20 protein-coding genes are annotated in these 19,707 nt (G+C 66.3%); 6 read left to right on the top strand and 14 right to left on the bottom strand.

All coding sequences use genetic code 11. From position 1 onward, the window contains the following. Positions 1-705: 705 nt before the first annotated feature. From fliR to fliF, 13 genes are all read right to left on the bottom strand, one after another. Positions 706-1,497 carry a flagellar biosynthetic protein FliR gene (gene fliR / locus QCE48_RS14585; RefSeq protein ID WP_309787011.1) on the bottom strand — a complete coding sequence of 264 codons (792 nt, stop codon included), beginning with the start codon at positions 1,495-1,497 and terminating at the stop codon, positions 706-708. Between the two features lie 10 nt (positions 1,498-1,507). Beyond that, the gene (gene fliQ / locus QCE48_RS14580) at positions 1,508-1,777 is read right to left on the bottom strand and encodes a flagellar biosynthesis protein FliQ (protein WP_087631738.1); all 270 of its coding nucleotides are present in this window, start codon (positions 1,775-1,777) and stop codon (positions 1,508-1,510) included. Positions 1,778-1,800: 23 nt separating this feature from the next. After that, positions 1,801-2,568 carry a flagellar type III secretion system pore protein FliP gene (fliP, locus tag QCE48_RS14575; RefSeq protein WP_309787012.1) on the bottom strand — a complete coding sequence of 256 codons (768 nt, stop codon included), beginning with the start codon at positions 2,566-2,568 and terminating at the stop codon, positions 1,801-1,803. Further along, complete coding sequence (gene fliO, locus QCE48_RS14570; protein WP_309787013.1) at positions 2,569-3,084, bottom strand: flagellar biosynthetic protein FliO; 516 nt, start codon at positions 3,082-3,084, stop codon at positions 2,569-2,571. Next, on the bottom strand, positions 3,081-3,530 hold the full coding sequence (fliN, locus tag QCE48_RS14565; RefSeq protein ID WP_404983334.1) for a flagellar motor switch protein FliN: 450 nt from the start codon (positions 3,528-3,530) through the stop codon (positions 3,081-3,083). Before fliN ends, fliO begins: the two co-directional genes overlap by 4 nt. Before the next feature lie 4 nt (positions 3,531-3,534). Then, positions 3,535-4,533, bottom strand: a complete 999-nt coding sequence (gene fliM / locus QCE48_RS14560) for a flagellar motor switch protein FliM (RefSeq protein WP_309787014.1) — start codon at positions 4,531-4,533, stop codon at positions 3,535-3,537. 45 nt (positions 4,534-4,578) lie between these two features. Continuing rightward, a complete protein-coding gene (gene fliL / locus QCE48_RS14555) occupies positions 4,579-5,073 on the bottom strand; it encodes a flagellar basal body-associated protein FliL (RefSeq protein WP_309787015.1) in 495 nt (164 codons plus the stop codon). A 201-nt stretch (positions 5,074-5,274) separates the two neighbouring features. Continuing rightward, positions 5,275-6,705, bottom strand: coding sequence for a flagellar hook-length control protein FliK (locus QCE48_RS14550; protein ID WP_309787016.1), 1,431 nt, complete (start codon positions 6,703-6,705; stop codon positions 5,275-5,277). A 47-nt stretch (positions 6,706-6,752) separates the two neighbouring features. Then, positions 6,753-7,202, bottom strand: a complete 450-nt coding sequence (gene fliJ / locus QCE48_RS14545) for a flagellar export protein FliJ (RefSeq protein ID WP_309787017.1) — start codon at positions 7,200-7,202, stop codon at positions 6,753-6,755. Positions 7,203-7,216: 14 nt separating this feature from the next. Beyond that, complete coding sequence (fliI, locus tag QCE48_RS14540) at positions 7,217-8,791, bottom strand: flagellar protein export ATPase FliI (RefSeq protein WP_404983073.1); 1,575 nt, start codon at positions 8,789-8,791, stop codon at positions 7,217-7,219. Continuing rightward, positions 8,785-9,471, bottom strand: coding sequence for a flagellar assembly protein FliH (gene fliH, locus QCE48_RS14535; protein WP_309787018.1), 687 nt, complete (start codon positions 9,469-9,471; stop codon positions 8,785-8,787). The genes fliI and fliH overlap by 7 nt, the downstream gene beginning before the upstream one ends. Beyond that, positions 9,458-10,453 (bottom strand): flagellar motor switch protein FliG, encoded by a 996-nt coding sequence (gene fliG, locus QCE48_RS14530; protein WP_309787021.1) that lies wholly within the window; start codon positions 10,451-10,453, stop codon positions 9,458-9,460. The genes fliH and fliG overlap by 14 nt, the downstream gene beginning before the upstream one ends. Further along, positions 10,443-12,218 carry a flagellar basal-body MS-ring/collar protein FliF gene (gene fliF, locus QCE48_RS14525; RefSeq protein ID WP_309787022.1) on the bottom strand — a complete coding sequence of 592 codons (1,776 nt, stop codon included), beginning with the start codon at positions 12,216-12,218 and terminating at the stop codon, positions 10,443-10,445. Before fliF ends, fliG begins: the two co-directional genes overlap by 11 nt. Before the next feature lie 324 nt (positions 12,219-12,542). Here fliF and fliE point away from each other — a divergent pair, with 324 nt between their 5' ends. From fliE to QCE48_RS14500, 5 genes are all read left to right on the top strand, one after another. Next, a complete protein-coding gene (gene fliE / locus QCE48_RS14520; RefSeq protein ID WP_062631930.1) occupies positions 12,543-12,902 on the top strand; it encodes a flagellar hook-basal body complex protein FliE in 360 nt (119 codons plus the stop codon). Positions 12,903-13,153: 251 nt separating this feature from the next. Further along, complete coding sequence (fliS, locus tag QCE48_RS14515) at positions 13,154-13,588, top strand: flagellar export chaperone FliS (protein WP_309787023.1); 435 nt, start codon at positions 13,154-13,156, stop codon at positions 13,586-13,588. 2 nt (positions 13,589-13,590) lie between these two features. After that, positions 13,591-13,920, top strand: a complete 330-nt coding sequence (locus tag QCE48_RS14510; RefSeq protein WP_309787025.1) for a flagellar protein FliT — start codon at positions 13,591-13,593, stop codon at positions 13,918-13,920. 108 nt (positions 13,921-14,028) lie between these two features. Then, a complete protein-coding gene (locus QCE48_RS14505) occupies positions 14,029-15,375 on the top strand; it encodes a flagellar hook-length control protein FliK (RefSeq protein ID WP_309787026.1) in 1,347 nt (448 codons plus the stop codon). Beyond that, positions 15,372-15,722, top strand: a complete 351-nt coding sequence (locus QCE48_RS14500) for an EscU/YscU/HrcU family type III secretion system export apparatus switch protein (protein ID WP_404983076.1) — start codon at positions 15,372-15,374, stop codon at positions 15,720-15,722. Before QCE48_RS14505 ends, QCE48_RS14500 begins: the two co-directional genes overlap by 4 nt. Positions 15,723-15,739: 17 nt before the next feature. Here the strand turns inward: QCE48_RS14500 and QCE48_RS14495 are convergent, their stop codons facing one another. Next, positions 15,740-17,446, bottom strand: coding sequence for an isovaleryl-CoA dehydrogenase (locus tag QCE48_RS14495; protein WP_309787027.1), 1,707 nt, complete (start codon positions 17,444-17,446; stop codon positions 15,740-15,742). A gap of 507 nt (positions 17,447-17,953) precedes the next feature. Here QCE48_RS14495 and QCE48_RS14490 point away from each other — a divergent pair. Then, entirely contained in the window at positions 17,954-19,654 is a 1,701-nt protein-coding gene (locus QCE48_RS14490) for an OmpA family protein (protein WP_309787028.1), read from the top strand. The last annotated feature ends 53 nt before the right edge of the window (positions 19,655-19,707 follow it).

The following is a 19,707-nucleotide window of genomic DNA, read 5'->3' as shown; positions in this document are numbered from 1 at the left end:
CTGGCGCTCGGGGTGTGGGTCGTGAGCACCGTTTGATGCGCCGGCGTTTTCGTGGAACTTGGTTTCTTCGTGGTCTATTAGCTCTGCCCCTGTCCGGGACGGGACTTACTTTCTTTGGCTAGCGCAAAGAAAGTAAGCAAAGAAAGCAGCTTTTTCAGGCAGCAGTCTTAGCACAGCAACGCATTTCGTTTACTGAGTGGACATACCGCCTAAGTGTCGCCCTCAAAGGTCTCTCGCGGCTTGGTGCGATTAACCACTGCCTAGTCGGGCAGCAAACACAACGGTACAGCAGTCATGCATCCGGCTTCGCTCCGTTCAGCCGTAAGGCGCACTTGTCGCGCAATTTGAGTTTACGGCTTCTACGATTTCGGTGGCAGGCAAGCGACCGCAACGTGCCGCTGATTGTTGGTTATGATTTTGCGGCGCAGTTGTGAACCGACGTTTTTCGGTTATGCCTGTCATCCGCGAGCCGCGGACAAATGGATGACTGCCTTACCAAGTCGTTCAAGGGCGACACTTAGGCGGTATGTCCACTCAGTTTTCAAGTGTGTTGCCGTTCTAAGACTGCCGCCCCGCACAGAGGCGTGCTAACAGACCGAGGCAAAGCAAGTTCAGCGAAGGCGTAGAAACATCAAGCGGTGTGACGGTAAAAGAATCCCAACCGCAAAGCGACACTCGGAGCGTCGTTGAAGGCGCCCCAACCCCTTACATCGCCCCCGCAACGCGCCCCATCTGCGAAATCCCGCTTTCAAAAACCCGCTGAAAAAACGGAATCAGATTGGGAATCATGAGCTGGATAAGCAGCAACCCGACGAGCATCGTCACCGGAAACCCGACCTGGAAGATACCAATCTGCGGCGCCGCGCGATTGAGAATGCCGAGCGCGAGATTGGAGATCAGCAGCGCGGCGACGACGGGCAACGAAAGCAGCAGCCCCGTCGAAAACACGCTCGATCCATACGACGCCAACGTCCGCCAGCCCTGCGCATGCACGACCGCGCCAAGCACATTTGCACCGATCGGCACGCTCTGGAACGAATTGACGAGCGCGCTCATCATCTGCAGATGGCCGTCGAACACGAGAAACGCAAGCGTCGCGATCGTGTTCAGGTAGCGCGAAATAACCACCGCATTGCCGCCCGCGCGCGGGTCATAGAGCGACGCGAAGCCGAGCCCCATCTGCTGGCCGATGAATTCGCCCGCCGCATCGATCGCGGCGAACGCAATCTGCATCGTCATGCCGAGCGCCGCGCCGATCAGGAACTGGTTGATGATGATCCACACGCCATCCGCCGAGAAGACAGTGACTTGCGGCATTGCTTCGAGCGTCGGCGCGACGATCAGCGCAATGAAGCCGGCGAGGCCGATCTTCACGCGCATCGGCGTCGCGAGATGGCTCAGAACGGGCGCCGTCGCGATCAGTGCGAGGATGCGCACGAACGGCCACAGGAAAGACGTGAGCCAGACGTTGAGCTGCGCGTAGGTGACGGAGAACATCGGAGCAGGATCAGCCGGTGATCGCAGGCGTGATCGTGAAGACGTGGCGCATGTAGTCGAGCAGCGTCGTGAGCATCCAGGGTCCGGCGATCACGAGCGTCACCGCCACCGCGATCAGCTTCGGAATGAACGAGAGCGTCGACTCGTTGATCTGCGTGGCAGCCTGAAAGAGACTCACCACCAGACCGACGACCAGCGCGACCAGCAGAAGCGGCGAGGCGAGCAAGAGCGCCACGTACATCGCCTGATGCGCCATCGACATGACGGATTCGGGTGTCATCGTCCTTCTTCCTTGATTAAGACTTAAACGAAACTCTGCGCCAGCGAGCCGAGCAGCAACTGCCAGCCATCGACGAGCACGAACAGCATCAGCTTGAACGGCAGCGCGATCGTCGCGGGCGACACCATCATCATGCCCATCGACATCAGCACGCTCGCCACCACCATGTCGATGATGAGAAACGGAATGAAGATCGTGAAGCCGATCTGGAAGCCCGTCTTCAGCTCGCTCGTGACGAACGAAGGCACGAGCAGCGACAGCGGCACGTCTTCGGGACCGTTCATCGGCGGCGCCTTGGAAATCTTCGCGAAGAGCGCGAGATCGGTTTCGCGCGTCTGGCGCAGCATGAACTGCTTGAACGGTCCGACGCCGCGCTGCATCGCCTGATCCATCGTGATCGTGCCGTCGGAGAACGGCTTGTACGCGTCGTTATAGGCGCGGTCGAGCACCGGCGACATGACGAAGATCGAGAGGAAAAGCGCCAGGCCGACCAGCACCTGATTCGGCGGCGTGCTCGACGTGCCGAGCGCCTGCCGCAACAGCGAGAGCACGATGATGATGCGCGTGAAGCTCGTCATCATCAGCACCATCGCGGGCAGGAACGACAGCATCGTGAGCAGCAGCATCGTCTGGACGCTGAGCGAATACGTCGTGCCGCCGTTCGGACCCGGGCTCGTGTTGAAGGCGGGCAGGCCCGCCGTGCTTTGTGCGAACGCCGCGTAGGGAAGGGCGGCGATCACGACCGGCAACGCCAGCTTCACACCACGCGCGATAAAACGACTGACCTGCATTTACTTGCTCCCGCCCGCGAATTTTTGCAGACGTTTTGTGGCTTCGCCCGCGAGGGCGTCGCGAAACCGTTGACCGAATGTGCCTTGCAACGTTTGCGTGGGCGCTGGCGTTTCGCCGCCGGTCGCGCTTGCCTCGGGCGATCCGGCAGGCATCGTGTGCAGGAGCCGCACGTTGCCCGGACCCGCGCCGACGACGAGCCACGTATCGCCGATCTCGACGACCGCGACACGCTCCTTGTTACCGAGCGACGCGCCGCCCACGACCTTCACGAGCCCGCTGCGCTTGCCGCCCTGGTAGCCGAACTTGCGGGCGAGCCACGCGCAACCGAACACGAAGCCGATGACGATGACGAGACCAAAGAGGGTCTGCAGCACCGCGCCGAAACCGAGCGACGGCACGGCCGTCCCCGCGCCGACGCTCGATGCGATCTGCGCGGCGTGGTTCACGGCGTTCATGTCGGCGGCACGTGCGAGAAGCGGCACGGCAGCGGCGAGCGCGACGGCGAGGCGTTTCATCGGTTCAGCTTCCGGATGCGTTCGGACGGCGTGATGATGTCGGTCAGGCGAATGCCGAACTTGTCGTTCACGACGACCACTTCGCCCTGCGCGATGAGGCAACCGTTCACGAGCACGTCCATCGGCTCGCCGGCCAGGCCATCGAGTTCCACGACCGAACCCTGCGCGAGTTGCAGCAGGTTGCGGATCGCGATCTTCGTGCGCCCGAGTTCCACCGTCATCTGCACGGGGATGTCGAGGATCATGTCGATGTCGTTGGGCGTCGAGGGCTTCGCGGCCTTCGAGAGGGGCTGGAACACGCCGGCCGTCGATACCGCCGGTGTCTCGTTGCCATTCTGCTCGGCAAGCGCGCTTGCCCAGTCGTCCATCGCCATTTCGTCCTCGGTTTTCAGCGTGTTCAGCGTGTTGCCGATGCCGGCCGCGCCGGGCAACGTGCCTTCTTCCATCAAGTCACTCATATCCACCTTCCTTCAGCGTGTCCGTTGCGCTGATCATCTTCTGCACGCGCAACGCATATTGACCATTGAAAATTCCATAACCGCATTCCATCACCGGCACGCCGTCCACCTTCGCGACCACGCTCTCGGGCACGTTGATCGGCAGCACGTCGCCGACCCGCATGTTCAGGATCTGCTCGAACGAGGAGCGGATCTCCGCGAGATCGACGGTCACTTCGACTTCGGCCGTCTGCACCTGCTGCGACAGCACGCGCACCCAGCGGCGGTCCACTTCGAGCGCTTCGCCCTGGATCGGCGAGGAGAGCACGTCGCGGATCGGCTCGATCATCGAGTACGGCATGCAGATGTGCAGCGTGCCGCCCGTCGAGCCGAACTCGATCGAGAACTGCGTGACGATCACGATCTCGTTGGGCGTCGCGACGTTCGCGAACTGCGTGTGCATCTCCGAGCGCACGTGCTCGAACTGCAGCGGCCGCACGCTCTTCCACGACGCGGAGTAGTGCTCGAACACGAGACTCAGCAGCTTGCTGATGATGCGCTGCTCGGTCTGCGTGAACTCGCGGCCTTCGACGCGCGTGTGAAACCGGCCGTCGCCGCCGAACAGGTTGTCGACGACGAAGAACACGAGGTTCGGGTCGAAGACGAAGAGCGACGTGCCACGCAACGGCTTCACATGGACCAGGTTCAGGTTGGTCGGGATCGGCAGGTTGCGCGTGAATTCGCTGTACTTCTGCACCTTCACCGGACCGACGGAGATTTCCGCCGAACGCCGCATGAAGTTGAAAATGCCGACGCGCATGAGTCGCGCGAAGCGGTCGTTGATGATTTCGAGGCCGGGCATCCGGCCGCGGACGATGCGTTCCTGCGTCGCGATGTTGTACGGGCGCACGCCGGCCGGCTTGGTTTCGTCGGAAACCTGGTCGACTTCGCCGGTGACGCCCTTGAGGAGGGCATCGACCTCCTCCTGCGACATGAACTCTTCGTGGCCCATCGATGTTCCTTTGCGCTGTGCTGTGCTGTTCGGGGTGCCGTCGGCTTACTGAACGACGAATTCGGTGAACAGCACGTCGTCGACGCGCACCGGCTGCTCCGCCGTGCCAGCCGTCATTTCGATCGCGGTGCGCAGTTCGCCCGCGAGCGTGCGCTTGCCTTCGATGGTCGCGAGGTCGTCGGGACGCTTGCCCGAGAGCAGCAGGAGCACGCGACTGCGGATTTCGGGCATGCGCTCGGTGAGCGCGGCCTGGGTTTTCTCGTCGCGCAGCTTGAGCGTGAGGCCCGTGCGCAAGTAGTGCATCGCGCCGTCATCGGACTCCAGGTTGACGGTCAGCGATTCGAGCGGGAAAAACACGGGCGGCGGCACCGGCGCGGGTTTCGCGGGTCCGTGCGAGCCGAACTTGTTGATCGCGAAATACGCGCCGCCGGCGCCTGCGCCGAGCAGCACGGCCGCGCCGGCCGCGATGACGAGAATGCGCTTGAGCTTGCCGCTCTTCGCGGGAACGATGGGTTGCTGGTTTGCGGTGGTGGTTGCCATGAGTGCGTACCTCTTTCTGTAGCCTGCATTGTTCGCGAAAGAGGCGTATGGCGATGGGTCGAACAGAAGGGGGATTTGGGGCTAACTCGCGCGTTTAAGGCCGGTGGGCGCGCGGGCGGCGCTGGCGGCCCAAACGACAAAGGGCGCCTCGGCGCCCGTCGTCATTCGCAAAAGGGGCGCGGCCGGCCGGCGCCGCGCGGGTCAGGCGAACGTGTCCACGAGTCCGACGGCGCGCCGCAGCGGCATGCTCGCCGTCACCGTCGATCCGCCTTCGCCCGCGCTTCCGGGCGCCCCGATGCCGCCGCCATCCCGGCCGCCGCGCCCCGAGCCCTGGTTCGCCTGCTGGTCCGACTGGCCCGACTGCCGCGCGAAACCGTCGTTGACGCTCGCGCTACCGAGGCTGATGCCGTTCGCTTCCATCGCTTCGCGCAGCTTCGGCAACGCCGCTTCGACCGCCTCGCGCACCTGCGCGTGTTGCGACACGAAGAGCGCGTGCGCATGGTTGTCGGCGACTTGCAGCGTGACCTGCAACGGTCCCAGATCCTTCGGATTGAGCGTCAGTTCCGCACTCTGCTGGTGCGCGTTCGACAGGAACACCACCTTCTGGCTGAAGGCGTCGTCCCAGCCGGAACCGCCGACGTGCGGCGCGATCGCCGCGCTCGTCGCCGCTGCCAGCGTTCCCTGCACGCCCGACGCGCCCGTATTCGCCGTCGCCGATGCCGCCGCCAGCGCGCTCGCGTGCGCCGCTGCGTCCGCCGTCTGCTTGTAGGCCGCCGTGGCGTCGTCGGGCTGGACGGCGAGCGCCGCCGCCTGCGTGTTCGTGAGGGCGGCCGCGTCGGCCGGTCCCGCCGTGGCCGCGCCCTTGCCCTCGCCAAGCAGCGCATTGCCCGCGCCGGTCGCGCGATTCGCACGGCCGAGGCCCGTGCCGGTGCCTTCGGCGGAATTCGCGGAAGCCGACGAAGCCGCGGCATTCGCCGGCGCCGCAGCCGGCGCGTTGTTCAGCGCCGCAAGCGCCGCCTGCAACGCGTCCTGCGGAGATTTCGCGTCGGCGGCGGATTTGCGGGTCGCGGATGTCGTTTTCGTGTCGCCGGCGGCGGTTGCATCGGCCGGCGCGGCCGTGGCGGCCGTTGTTTCGTCCGCCGCGTTCGCCAGCTCGGACAGCGCCGCGTTCGCATCGGCTGCGGCGTCCGCGCGGTTTTTCGCCGCCGCGGCCGCGGTCGCGGCCTGCGCGGCGGCCTTTGCCTGCGCGTCGCCCGCGGCGGGTGCGACGTCGTCCTTCGCGTTCGCGTCGGCGGACGACGGCTTGTCGCTCTTTTGCGCGCCCGCGCTCTTGCCGGCCTGATCGCTCTCGCCGGCGGCCTGCGCCTCGTCTGCGTCGCTCGTCGAATCGGACGCGGCGGGTTCGTCGTCGGGCTTGGGCGCGTCGTGCACGCTGCTGCGAGGCGCCGACGACATCGCCGACGACACCGCGTCACGCGCCGCCTGGGCCTGCGCGTTCGCCTTGTCGGTCATGCTTTGCAGCGTCAGGCCGAAGGACGCCGACGCGCTGTTGTCGCGCGAGGACGCCGCGCGGCTCTTCGACACCGGCGACGCCGCGCCAACCGGCGCGCTGCCAAACGATACGGACGACATGTTATTCCTCTCGATTTCTGTTTGATGGTTCAGCCGCGTTCCGCGCGTCAGGCCTTTTCGGCCCGCATGCGCAGGATCTTCGCGGCGTGTTCGTCGGCGTCGCGCTGTTCGATGCGCGCCGCCTTTTTCTGCAGCACCGCTTCGCCGCGTGCGGCAAGCACTTCGTATGAGCCGAGCTTCTGCTTCTTCATGCGCCACTCGGGCTTGGCCGCCTCCAGCCGCTGCTCGCCCGCGACGAGGAGCGCGCGCTGCTGGCCGATGGCGGCGTCGAGCGTATCGACGAAAGCCTGGAAGTTGCGCAGCGTTTGCGCCGTGGTCCCTTGCTGTGCCGACGCCGTGAAGCGCGCGTGATACTCGTCGCGATAGGCGATGATCGAGTTCAGTTGCGCCTCGATCTCGTTGCGCTCCTGCTGGAGCTTGCCGAGTTTCTTGGTGGCGGCATCGAGTTCTTCTTCCGCGAGGTTGATCAGCGTCTTGATCGGCAAATGTTTGGACATGAGCTTCAGTTTCCTCAGCTTCCTTGGTCGAATAACTGGTCGAGCTGGGCGAGGCTCGGCTCGAACGGTGCCTGTTCGCGGAATCCCTGCTGCAGGAACGCTTCCATGCGCGGATAGAGCGCGATCGCGCGGTCGAGCAGCGCGTCGCGGCCGCTCGAATAAGCACCGACGTTGATCAGATCGCGGTTGCGCTGATAGCGCGAGAGCATCTGCTTGAACAGGCGCACGCGGTCGAGATGCTTGTCGTCGATCAGCGCGGTCATCGCCCGGCTGATCGACTGCTCGATGTCGATGGCCGGATAGTGCCCCGCTTCGGCAAGCGTGCGGTTCAGGACGATGTGGCCGTCGAGAATGGCGCGCGCCGAATCGGCGATGGGGTCCTGCTGATCGTCGCCTTCCGTCAGGACGGTGTAGAACGCAGTGATGGACCCGCCGCCTTCCGGTCCGTTCCCCGTCCGTTCGACGAGTGCCGGCAATTTGGCGAAAACCGACGGCGGATAACCCTTGGTCGCGGGCGGTTCGCCAATCGCGAGCGCGATCTCGCGCTGCGCCATCGCGTAACGCGTGAGCGAGTCCATCAGCAGCAGGACATGCTTGCCCTGGTCGCGGAAATATTCGGCGAGCGAGGTCGCGTAGGTCGCGCCCTGCATCCGCAGGATCGGCGAGACGTCCGCTGGCGCTGCGACGACGACCGAACGCGCGAGGCCGTCCTCGCCCAGAATCTGCTCGATGAATTCCTTCACTTCGCGGCCGCGTTCGCCGATCAGGCCGATCACGATCACTTCGGCGCTGGTGTAGCGCGCCATCGTGCCGAGCAGCACCGATTTACCGACGCCCGAGCCCGCGAACAGGCCCATGCGCTGTCCGCGTCCGACCGTCAGCAGCGTATTGATCGCGCGCACGCCTACGTCGAGCACCTTGTGGATCGGCTCGCGGTTCAGCGGGTTGATGGTCGGCGCGGAGAGCGGCGCGTCGACGCGCGCGCCGAGCGGCCCGAGCCCGTCGAGCGGACGGCCCGACGCATCGACCACGCGCCCAAGCATTTCCCAGCCGACCGGCAGACGCTTCGCGCCCGCCATCGGATCGTTGATCGGCGCGCTTTCCAGCGGATAGACGCGCGCGCCGGGCAACAGCCCCGCGACTTCGGTCGTCGGCATCAGGAAGAGCTTGTCGCCGGAAAAGCCGACCACTTCGGCTTCGGCCATCGGAATCGAACTGCCGGCGGGCAACTCGATCATGCATTCGGAACCGACGCCGAGCTTCAGCCCGACCGCTTCCAGCACGAGGCCGGCCGCGCGCGTCAGGCGTCCGCACGGACGCAGCGGGCGGGCGATGCCGCTTCGCGCCTTGAGCGCGTCGAGCTGCGCGCGCCAGCCGTCGAGATGCGGATTGCCGGCCAGATCGGCCAGTTGTACGATGGTTTGCGCCGCGCGTTCCTCGGCGCTCGGCGCGGCGGCTTCGCCGTCGTTCGGCAGCGGCCCGAACGACGCGCGCGCGATTTCCTGTTCGAGTTCGCTCAAGCCGTCCTGCGTGACGCGGCGCGCGGGTGCGATCGGATGCGGATGGGCGTGCTGATGCGAGTTCACCACGGCTGGGTCCTCCCGAGCGCCGCCGCGACGCGCTCCCAGCGCGTGACGTTGGTCGCGTCGATTTCGCCGGTCGCGGCCTGCGCGCGGCAGCCGCCGCGTTCGATCGCGGGATCGGTGCGCACGCTCCAGCCGGCGGCCTGAAGTTCTTCCTGCAAATACGCCTCGACGACCGGCAGATCCGCCGGATTCACCGTCAGATGCGGGGCGCCGGCGAGCGCCGGTTCGGCGGCGATCACTTCGCGGGCGACCGCGAGCAGCGCCGTCGGATCGAGCGCGATGTGCTGCTGCACGACCTGTTGCGCGATGTCGAGCGCGAGGGCGGTCAGCGATTCCGCGACCACCGCGTCGGCGGCCTGGAGCGCGGTCTTGAACGCGTCGGCGAGATCGGCGAGACGCGCGGCTTCGGCGAGCGCCTCCTTGCGGCCGTCCTCGAAACCTTTCGCGAGACCCTGCTCGTAGCCGGTCTGGTAGCCCATCGCCTGCCCGGCGACGTGCCCTTGCGCCAGGCCCTGAGCGTGCGCGTCTTCGTGCACGCGGCGCAGATGGGCTTCGAGCGCGGCCTGCTCGGCGGCGCTGTTGTCGACCGTCACCGGGTCGAACGACGCCATCTCCCAGCGCTGGTACGCCGAAAGCTGCGGCTTGTGCGCCTTCTGCGCGCGAGCAGTATCAGACATATGCATCCTCGGCCTTGCCGCCTAACTGGATCTGGCCGTTTTCGGCGAGATTGCGCACGATCTGCAGGATCTTGCGTTGTTGCTGCTCGACTTCCGACACGCGCACCGGACCGCGCGAATCGAGGTCTTCCGCGAGCAGTTCGGCCGCGCGCTGCGACATGTTCGACAGGAACTTCTGGCGCAGCCCGGGCTGCGCGCCCTTCAGGGAAACGATCAGCGTCTCGGATTCCACTTCCTTCAGCAGCAGCTGGATCGCGCGGTCTTCGAGATCGAGCAGGTTTTCGAACACGAACATCTGGTCGATGATCTTCTGCGCCAGTTCCGCGTCGTATTCCTTGACGTTTTCCAGCACGCCTTCCTCGTGATTGCTCGACATGAAGTTGAGGATTTCCGCCGCCGTGCGGATCCCGCCCATCGGCGCGCGCTTCAGGTTGTCGGACCCGGAGAGGAGCGTGGTCAGCACGTCGTCGAGTTCGCGCAGCGCCGCCGGCTGGATGCCGTCGAGCGTCGCGATGCGCAGCAGCACGTCGTTGCGCAGGCGTTCCGTCAGCAGCGAGACGATTTCCGACGCCTGGTCGCGGTCGAGGTGCACGAGGATCGTCGCGATGATCTGCGGGTGCTCGTTCTTGATGAGTTCCGCGACGGCCGCCGAGTCCATCCACTTCAGACCTTCGATGCCGCTCGTGTCGCTGCCCTGCAAAATGCGGTCGATCAGCGCGCCGGCCTTGGTTTCGCCGAGCGCCTTCGTCAGCACGGAGCGGATGTACTCGTTCGAATCGAGCGAGAGCGCCGTGTGCTTCTCGGCTTCGCTGACGAATTCGGTCATCACGTTGTCGAGCTGCTCGCGCGTGACGTTCTTGAGCGCCGCCATCGTCGCGCCGATCTTCTGCACTTCGCGCGGAGCGAGGTACTTGAAGACTTCGGCGGCTTCTTCCTCACCGATCGACATCAGGAGGAGGGCGGATTTGTTCAGGCCTTCAGCGTTCATCGGACACCCAATTCTTTACGACCGTCGCAACGATTCTCGGATCCTGGCGCGCCACCATGCGTGCGTAGTCGAGATTGCGTTCGAACTTGGCCTTGCTGCTTTCATGACCGAGGAGACTGACCTCGGCATCCTTGTCTTCTTCCGCCGTCTTGGCGTCCGGCATCGACGGGCCGTCGAGGAGCGACAGTTCGTCGGGCGGCGCGAGCGCGGCGGGCGGCTCGGGCGGCGGGAACGCGCGGCGCATCGCCGGCTTCACCATGCTGAAGTAGAGGAACGTCGCCACGAGGCCGATGCCGAGATACTTCGCGAGCTGGATGCCGCGCGCGATCATGTCCGGCGTGCGCCACCACGGCAGGTCCGGCGTGAGGTCGGTGTCGCCCGAGAACGTGCTGTTCACGACGTTCACCGAGTCGCCGCGCTTCTCGTCGTAGCCCATCGCGTCCTTCACGAGTTGCTGGACCTGCGCGAGTTTCTCGGCGGCGAGCGGCGTCATGGTGACGTTGCCCTTCGCGTCGACCTGCTTCTGATAGTTCACGACCACCGCCACCGACAGCCGCTTGATGCCGCCCGTCGCCTGCTCGAAGTGGCGCACCGTGCGGTCGACTTCGTAGTTGGTGGTCGTGTCCTTGCGCAGGTTGGTCGGCGTGGTTTTCACGGCCGCGCCCGTCGCGTCGGACGCCGGCGCCACGATCGGCGCGGACGCTGGCTGCGGCGGCTGGTTCGACAGCGCGCCCGGCACGCCCGAGGCGCCCGCGCCCGAATTCTCGCTCGATTCGCTCGATTGCTGGCTGCGGATCGCCGTCGCCTGCGGGTTGGCGTTCGGGCCGTAGCTCTCGGCGGTCTGTTCGAGCTTCGAGAAATCGACGTCGGCGCTCACCTGCGACCGCGCGTTGCCCGATCCGAAGAGCGGCGCGAGGATCGCGTCGATGCGCTTTTGCGTGTTGTGCTCGATCTGCTGGACGTACTTGAGCTGCGAGGCGTCGAGACCGTTGACAGCGCTTTGCTGCGTGAGCAGGTTGCCGTCCTGATCGACGATGTTGACGTTTTTTACCGGCATGTCCGGCACGCCGGAAGAAACCATGTGCGCGATCGCCAGCACCTGGCCTTCGTCGAGCACGCGTCCCGGATACAGGTTCACCATGACGGAAGCGGTCGGCAGTTCCTTCTCGCGCACGAAGACGGTCGGCTTCGGAATCGCGAGATGCACGCGCGCCGTCTTCACCGACGAAATCGAGCCGATCGTCTTTTCGAGTTCGCCTTCCAGCGCGCGCTGGTAGTTCACCTGCTCGGCGAACTGGCTGATACCGAACTTCTGGTTGTCCATCAGTTCGAAGCCGACCGAGCCGTTTTTCGGCAGGCCCTGGCTCGCGAGCCGCAGGCGCGTCTCGTGAACCTGCTCGGACGGCACGAGGATCGCGCCGCCGCCGTCGGACAGACGATACGGAATGTTGCCCTGCTGAAGCGCGGCGACGATTGCACCGCCGTCGCGGTCCGACAGATTGGAGAACAGCACGCGGTAGTCCGGCTGGCGCGACCACAGCACGAGCCCGGCCACCACGGCCGCCAGGAAGGCGACCGCGATGATCAGCGGCGTGCGCGGATTCGAACGGAATTGCGACAGCATCGGCATGCGCTGCGCGAGGCCGCCGAAATCCGCGCCGTTAAGGCTTGCGGCGGGCGAGGCGCTCCCGAGCGCGCCGGGCTGGGCACCGGCCAGGCCCATTCTGGCGTCGGGCGTAATCAGGGAATTGTTGGGCGTTTCCATTGCGTCGATGCTCTCCGAATCTTGGCGTCGTCCCGGTCGCGCCTTGAATCACGCGCCCATTGGAGACTTTCACGACAGGATTATCCGCACGCGCACGCAAGTCGATTCGGCAAACAGAGCCGGGTTTTACCCCTTCTTTCACCGCTTTGGAAAACGCACCACTGCTATTCTTTTTTGCAATCGGTCGTACCGTATCGACGAACCGCCCAGACAGGAAGCCGTGAGGTTGCGCATTCCGGTCTGCGGCCTGGGACAGCCCCGGTTCGAAGTCCTGCTTCAACTCTCGATATGCCGCGCCCGGTTCCCCTGTCATTCGGAGCAAACATGAATTCATCCATCAACCCGTTGGGTTCCGCGCTCGCCGCACTGCATTCCATGGCCGCACAGGCGACCGGCGGGACCGGCGCGACTGTCGCCACGGGCAGCGTGACGGGCACTTCCTCGTCGGGCGCGGTCAGCGCGGGCGGTTTCGCCGACGCGCTCAAGTCGTCGATCGAGAAAATCAGCGACAACCAGACCAAGGCGCTCGGCGAAGCGCACGCGTTCGAAGTCGGCGCGCCGAACGTGTCGCTCAACGACGTGATGGTGGACATGCAGAAGGCGAACGTCGGCCTGCAATTCGGGCTGCAGGTCCGCAACAAGCTCGTTTCCGCCTACAACGACATCATGCAGATCTCAGTCTGACCGTTTGCCCCGGGCTCGCGGCGCCTCGCGCCGGGAGTCGGTTCGCCTTGCGGCCTAAAGCTTTTGCGCGTTTTTCCGATAACCCCGATAACAGCACGATGCACGGGCCGCGCAGACGACGCGCGCAGCCGGGCGTCGTCGGCATCGATTCACACCGGGAACGCCCCGGCCGGCGTTTCGCAAAGCACGTTCGTTCGTGCTGCGCGCGCGGGTCGCGGTGAGGCGTATCGGACGCATAAGGAGAACCACAGATGTATTCCCCAGGACACGCTGGAGCCAGCGCCTACGCGCGCGTCGGCCTTCAGACAGGAGTGACCGGCGCGAGCCCGCACCGGCTGGTCGTGATGCTCTATCAGGGCGCACGTCAGGCGATCGCGCAGGCGCGGATGCATCTGCAGCAGGGCAATGTCGAGGCGCGGGGCATCGCGGTCGGCAAGGCGATCAGCATCGTCGAGACCGGTTTGCAGCAGGCGTTGAACAAGGAAGCGGGCGGCGAGATCGCCGAGCGGCTGGACGCGCTGTATACATATATGACGCACCGGCTTCTGGAGGCGAACTTGCGCCAGGACGAGCGGTTGCTGGTGGAGGTCGACGGCCTTCTCGCGACGCTCGAAGAAGCGTGGATAGGAATCGGACCGGAAGTGGCTCAGGCGGCCGCGGCGAATGCGGTGGCACATGCCATATAAGAATGAAGACAACTGAAGAATATTTCGAGCATTACGAGGCCATTGCGGCACTTTCCGGCCAGATGCTCGTCGCCGCGCGCAGCGGCGAATGGGGCGAACTGAAGTCGATGCAGGTGGCGTACCGCCAGCTCGTCGATCGCCTGAAGGAAGTGGATAGCGGCACCGAACTCAACGAAAGCGCGAAGGCGCGCAAGCTTGATCTGGTGAAGCGGATTCTCGCCGACGACGCCGCCATCCGCGATCTGACCTCGCCGTCGCTCGCGCGCCTGTCGGCGCTGTTCACGACGAACAGCCCGGCGCGCGTGCTCAAGAAGATCATCGGACTGCGCTAGACAACGCGACTGCGGCGCCGCCACGCGGCCCCCGCAGTCGGGCGCAGCCCTGTTGCATGGGACCGGAGTGAGCGCATCGCGCCAGCGCCGGTCGACAAGGAAACCGGCATGACGGGACTGGACAACGCGATTTCGACGCTCCTCGCCAGCCGGGCCGAGCTGCTCTTGTCCGCGATCCGTCCGTCGCCCTCCGCCACCGCCGGCCAGACGACGACCCAGACCGGCACGTCCGAACTGCTCGTCGAGGCGCAGCCCGGCACGGGCGGCGAGCAGAACGGCGCGTCGGGCGCGGGCGGAGCGTCGGCGCAGACGGCGCTCAGCACCGTCGCGCGCACGCTCGACGCCATTTCCCGCTTCGGCGGCGGCGCCACGCCCGCGCTCACCGGCAACACGCCCCTCTGGCCGACCGCGCCGCGCGCCGCGAGCGCTTTCGCGGCGCTTTCCGGCGGCCTCTTCGATCACGCGTTCTCCTCGCCTTCCACGCTCGGCGCAGTCGCGAACGCCGCCGCTGCCCGCGCCGCGAGCCAGCCGGCGCCGCCGCTGCCCGCCAGCGCGCTCGTGGCGGCGCTCTCGAAGACGGTCGGCGAAAGCGGTCTTTTCTACGAATCGCATCTCGTCGAGTGGCTCGCGGGCCAGCGTCCGGCGGCTTTGCTGGCGAGCGAGCCGCAAGCGCGCGTCGATCCGCGCGCGATGGCCCTTCCTCTCGACACGCCCGATCAGCCCGCCGACGCCGATGTCTGGCTCGACGACCCGAGCGCGCCGCAGCGTTTCGCCGGCGCGGCCGACCTGCCGGACCTTGAGGGGACGGCGCACGCGTTCGTGCCGCCGCGCAACGCGGAGCAGGCGGCCGCGCTCGCCCATTCATTGCGCGATGCGCCCGCTTCGGTGTTTTCGGCGGCGGGCAGCGCGGCGAGCGCGCCGGCGCCGAAGGAGTCGGCCGTTCAGGCGGCGCTGATGGCGGGAATCCATCCGTCGACGATTCCGCTCGTGCGCCAGCAGCTCGACCTGCTCGCGACCGACCAGTTCCGCTGGTCCGGCGAGGCGTGGCCGGGCGCGCGTTTCGAATGGGAAATCGCGCCGCAGGAACGCGACGCACGCGCGCCCGACACCCGCGCGTCGGCGGAGCGCCCGTGGCGCACGCGCGTCACTTTGTCGCTGCCGACGCTTGGCACCGTCGACGCCGATCTCGTGCTGACGGGCGACAAGCTCGTCGCGCGGATCAACGCGGGCGCCCACGGCGCGGCGCGCCTTGCCGCCGACGGCGACGCGTTTCGCGAGCAGCTCGCGGCGGCGGGCATCGGATTGGCGGGGCTGTCGATCCGCGCGGTGGGCGGCGCGGGCGAGAACCTCGACGGCGGGCCGCTGGCAGGTACTGCGGGTGCGCACAAGCCGGTGCCGTCGCCGTTCGAGCATCTGTTCCGGGCGCCGGGCGCTTCAAGGGGGACGGGATCGTGAGCGCGCCGAACTACCCGTCCGACGTGCGCAAGCAGGCGACCGCGCTCGCCTACGACAATGCCAACCGCGATGCGGCCCCGCGCGTCGTCGCGAAAGGCTACGGGATCGTCGCGGAGATGATCGTGCAGCGCGCGAAGGACGCGGGGCTGTATGTGCACGAAGCGCCGGAGATGGTGTCGCTGCTGATGCAGGTCGATCTCGACGCGCGCATTCCGCCCGCGCTGTATCAGGCCGTGGCGGAATTGCTGGCGTGGCTGTACCGGCTGGAAAACGGTGACGCGTCGGGCGAATCCGCGCCTTCCCCTAGCCATTTGTCCACGACGAAAACTCCCCGCTTGCCGCGCTGACGAGGCGCTCGGCGCGCTTACGCTGCGAACGCCCGCGCGACCAGCGACGCGTGATCGAATCGCCCGGGCAGCGTGCCGTAGACACGACCCGTCTGCCCGCGGGCCTCGCCGAGCCGCGTCTCGATGAACGCATCGGCGATTGCTTCCGGCGCATGCGTCGCGAGCAGCACCGCCTGCGCCGTCAATACCAGTTGCTGCGCGATCCGCCGCGCCGATGCCTCGCGCGTCGCCGGATCGTCGGTGAGCGCGCGCACGAGCGCATCGAGCGCCGGCGCCAGCGCCGGGTGCGCGCGCGCGGTCTCCTGCCACGACGCGAACAGCGCGTGCGCCGCCTCGGCCTCGCGCTCGAACGCCCGCAGCACGTCGAGGCACATCACGTTGCCCGAGCCTTCCCAGATCGAATTGACCGGTGCCTCGCGATAGAAACGCGCCATCGGCCCGGTTTCGACGTAGCCGTTGCCGCCCCACACTTCCATCGCCTCGCCGGTGAATTCGAGCGCGCGCTTGCAGACCCAGAACTTCGCGGCGGGCGTAACGAGCCGGCGCCACGCGCGCGCCTCGGGCGCGCCGCCGGCCGTGGGGCTCGTCTCGAACGCGCCCGCGAGCCGCATGAAGAGCAGCGTGGCGGCTTCGGATTCGAGCGCCAGGTCGGCGAGGACGTTGCGCATCAGCGGCTGGTCGACGAGTTTCGCGCCGAACGCGCTGCGATGCCGCGCGTGGTGGATCGCCTGAACGAGCGCGGCGCGCATCAGTGCCGCGCTCCCGATCACGCAATCGAGCCGCGTGTAGTTCGCCATCTCGATGATCGTCGGCACGCCGCGCCCTTCTTCGCCGATCATCACGCCGTAAGCGTCGAGAAACTCCACCTCGCTGCTCGCGTTCGACCGGTTGCCGGGCTTGTCCTTCAGGCGCTGGACTTCGACCGCGTTGCGGCTGCCGTCGGGCGCGAAGCGCGGCACGAAGAAGCACGAGAGCGCGTCGCTTTCTTCTGCGCGCGCGAGCACCAGATGGGCGTCGGATTGCGGCGCGGAAAAGAACCACTTGTGCCCGATCAGCCGGTACTCGCCGCCGCGCCCGGGCGCGCCCGCCGCGTGGGCGCGGGTTCGGTTGCTGCGCACGTCCGAGCCGCCCTGTTTTTCGGTCATGCCCATGCCGACCAGCATCGAGCGCTTGCCTTCGGACAGCGGAATGTCGCGCGGATCGTGCTCGCGCGACAGCAGCGCGTCGCGCAGGGTCGCATAGAGCGCCGGTTCCTTTTGCAGCACGGGGATGCTGGCGAAGGTCATCGTCGGCGGACACAGCGAGCCCGATTCCAGCTGGCCGTGCAGAAAATAGCCGGCACAGCGCGCGGCCATCGCGCCCGCTTTTTCCCGATACGCGGCCTCGAACGGCAGCGCGTGGAGCCCTTCGCGCCGCAGCAGCGTGAGCAGTTCGTGCCATGCGGGATGAAACTCGATGGCGTCGATGCGCTCGCCGCGCGCGTCGTGCGTGTGCAGTTCGGGCGAATGGCGGTTGGCGAGATCGGCGAGCGCGAGCACCTCGGGCTGTGTCAGCGCGCGGCCGTGGCGCGCGAGCGTCTCCGCATGCCAGCCGGCGCCTTCGCGGGTGAGCGCGGCGACGAGCGCTGGATCGGACGAGAACATGTCGTAGCCGACGAGCGGCGGACTCTGATTGAAGACGTCATGCGTCTCGCCGAAGCGCGGCGGTCGTGAAGGCGTGCTCATCGTCGTCGGTCTCCTGTGTCGGCCGGAGTTAGCGATTTAGCGCACACTCCGGCCCCATGCAACATGTTGGCGGTCGGCCGGAGTTAGCGCCCCATGCAAGACGTTCGCGGTCGATCCGGCTCAGCGCTATCGGCCCATGCGCGCATGGTTGCGGCCTGAGCGCGTCGCCCCGCGCGGCCATGCGGCAATGTCACGGCGCCAGAAAAGCTTCACGCCTCGCCGTGCTCGAATCGTCTTTAATGCGCGCGACCATTCATCTCGAATTTAAGAATCATAGGCGGCGCATTCGCTCGATGCCTAGAGGAAAGACTCGCCGAAAAGCCTGTCGAAATCCATACGACGCGCGTGCGCGAAGCCCTGTCGCCACAAGGCGCGGCCCGCGCGAATGCAACGTTGAGGTAAATCCGATTTTTTATTTAGATAACCTGAACTAACGAATGCCGATCCTATAATCAGCGCGCCCAAATGGGGCTGCTATGCAATCACGCATTTCGAGGGAAGCATTTCATGAGCATTAACGTTATTCAATTGGTACAAGGCGCTTTGACCGAAAGCGTGTTGCAGCAGCTCGCTACGCGTATCGGCGTGGCGCCCGAATCTGCAAAGCGTGTGGTCGGCCTGGTGGCGCCGGCGCTGGTCGGTTCGCTGATGAACAAGGCAGCGTCGCCGGAAGGCGCGCGCGGGCTGTTCGCCGCGGTCATGTCGCCGGACACGAACGCGAACATCGTCGAGCAATTGCCGTCGCTCGTGCAAGGCGACGGCCTGCAGAAGCTGCTCGGCATGGGCACGCGTCTCGTGGGCGCAGTCGCGCCGGCCGAGCGTCTCGAAGCACTGGCCGGCTCGGTCGCGACGCAGACCGGCGTGCCCGCCAGCGCGACGCACGCGATGACAGGCGTGGTCGGCACGATCCTGCTCGGCGTCCTCAAGCACTACTTCACGCAGCACAACGGCGCCGCGGGCGCGTTGCCCACGCTGCTCGGCCATCAGCTGACGTTCGTGAAGCCGGCCCTGAACGACTCGATCACGAGCGCACTCGGTCTCGGCAGCGCAGGCAGTTTCCTGGCTGGCGTCGGCGCGCAGATGAAGGCGGTGTCGTCGCATCTGGAGCATCCGTCGGCGCAGAACGCACGCGTATCGGCCGTGAACAGCTCGGTCGACAAGATCGTCGTGCAGGAGAAGGCCAGCAAGAAGAAGTGGTGGTGGCTCGCAGTGCTGGCCGCGCTCGCGCTCCTCGCGCTGTTGCTCGGCCGCGGTTGTGTCGGCGAAAAGCAGCAGCCGGCAGCGGAACCTGCCGCAGCGTCGGACGCAGCTTCGGCCGTAGCGGCCTCGGCGGCTCCTGAGGCATCGGCGGCATCGGCGGCTCCCGCAGCAATGGCCGCGGCGCCCGCTTCGGAAGCCGCTTCGCAACCGGCCGTCGTGCCGACCAAGGACGCGTTGCTGACGTTCTCCGTCGACAAGGCCGGCGTGCCCACGCTCAACGCAACGGTCGGCAGCGAAGCCGAGAAGAAGACCCTGCTCGACGCGCTGACGGCGAAGTTCGGCGAAGGCAAGTTCACGGCGAACGTGACGGTCGATCCGGAGACGAAGCCGGCTTCCTGGCTCGACAAGCTCGACGGCCTGCTGCCGCTGATGGCATTGCCGGGCGCGGAAGTGAAGCTCACGGGCGAGAAGATCGAACTGAGCGGCACGGCAGCGGACGCGAAGCTCGGCTGGCTCGAGAAGCTGAAGAACCTGTTCGGCGCGGGTTTCACGATCGGCACGTTCGACGTGAAGCAAGCCGTGGCGAGCGCGAAGGATTCGTTCATGAATGCGTTCAGCGCGTTCAAGTCGGATGACTGCGCGGCGGCGGACGTCGCGAAGGTGCTGAACCTGCAAGTGATCAATTTCGCGACCGGCTCGGACGTTCCGCCGCAAGACGCGCAACTGGCGCTCGCGAAGTCGGCAGAAATGCTGAAGACCTGCGCGACAGCCGGCAAGACCGTGAAGATGGAAATCGGCGGCTATTCGGACAACGTCGGCGGCGCGGAGACGAATCTGGCGCTCTCGAAGAAGCGTGCGGAAGCAGTGCGCGCGTTCCTCGTGAAGCACGGCGTTCCGGCCGACTCGCTGACGCCGCAAGGTTACGGCGATGCCAACCCGGTCGCCGACAACTCGACGGCAAGCGGCCGCTTTGCGAACCGCCGCATCGAGTTCAAGGGTCAGGAATAATTGACCCTGGCGGGCGATGCGTCGCATCGCTCGTGACTGAAAACGCCGTCCGC

It is taken from the genome of Caballeronia sp. LZ024 (genome assembly GCF_031451455.1).
Taxonomy (GTDB): Bacteria; Pseudomonadota; Gammaproteobacteria; order Burkholderiales; family Burkholderiaceae; genus Caballeronia; species Caballeronia telluris.
This window is presented reverse-complemented; position numbering and strand designations above follow the sequence as displayed.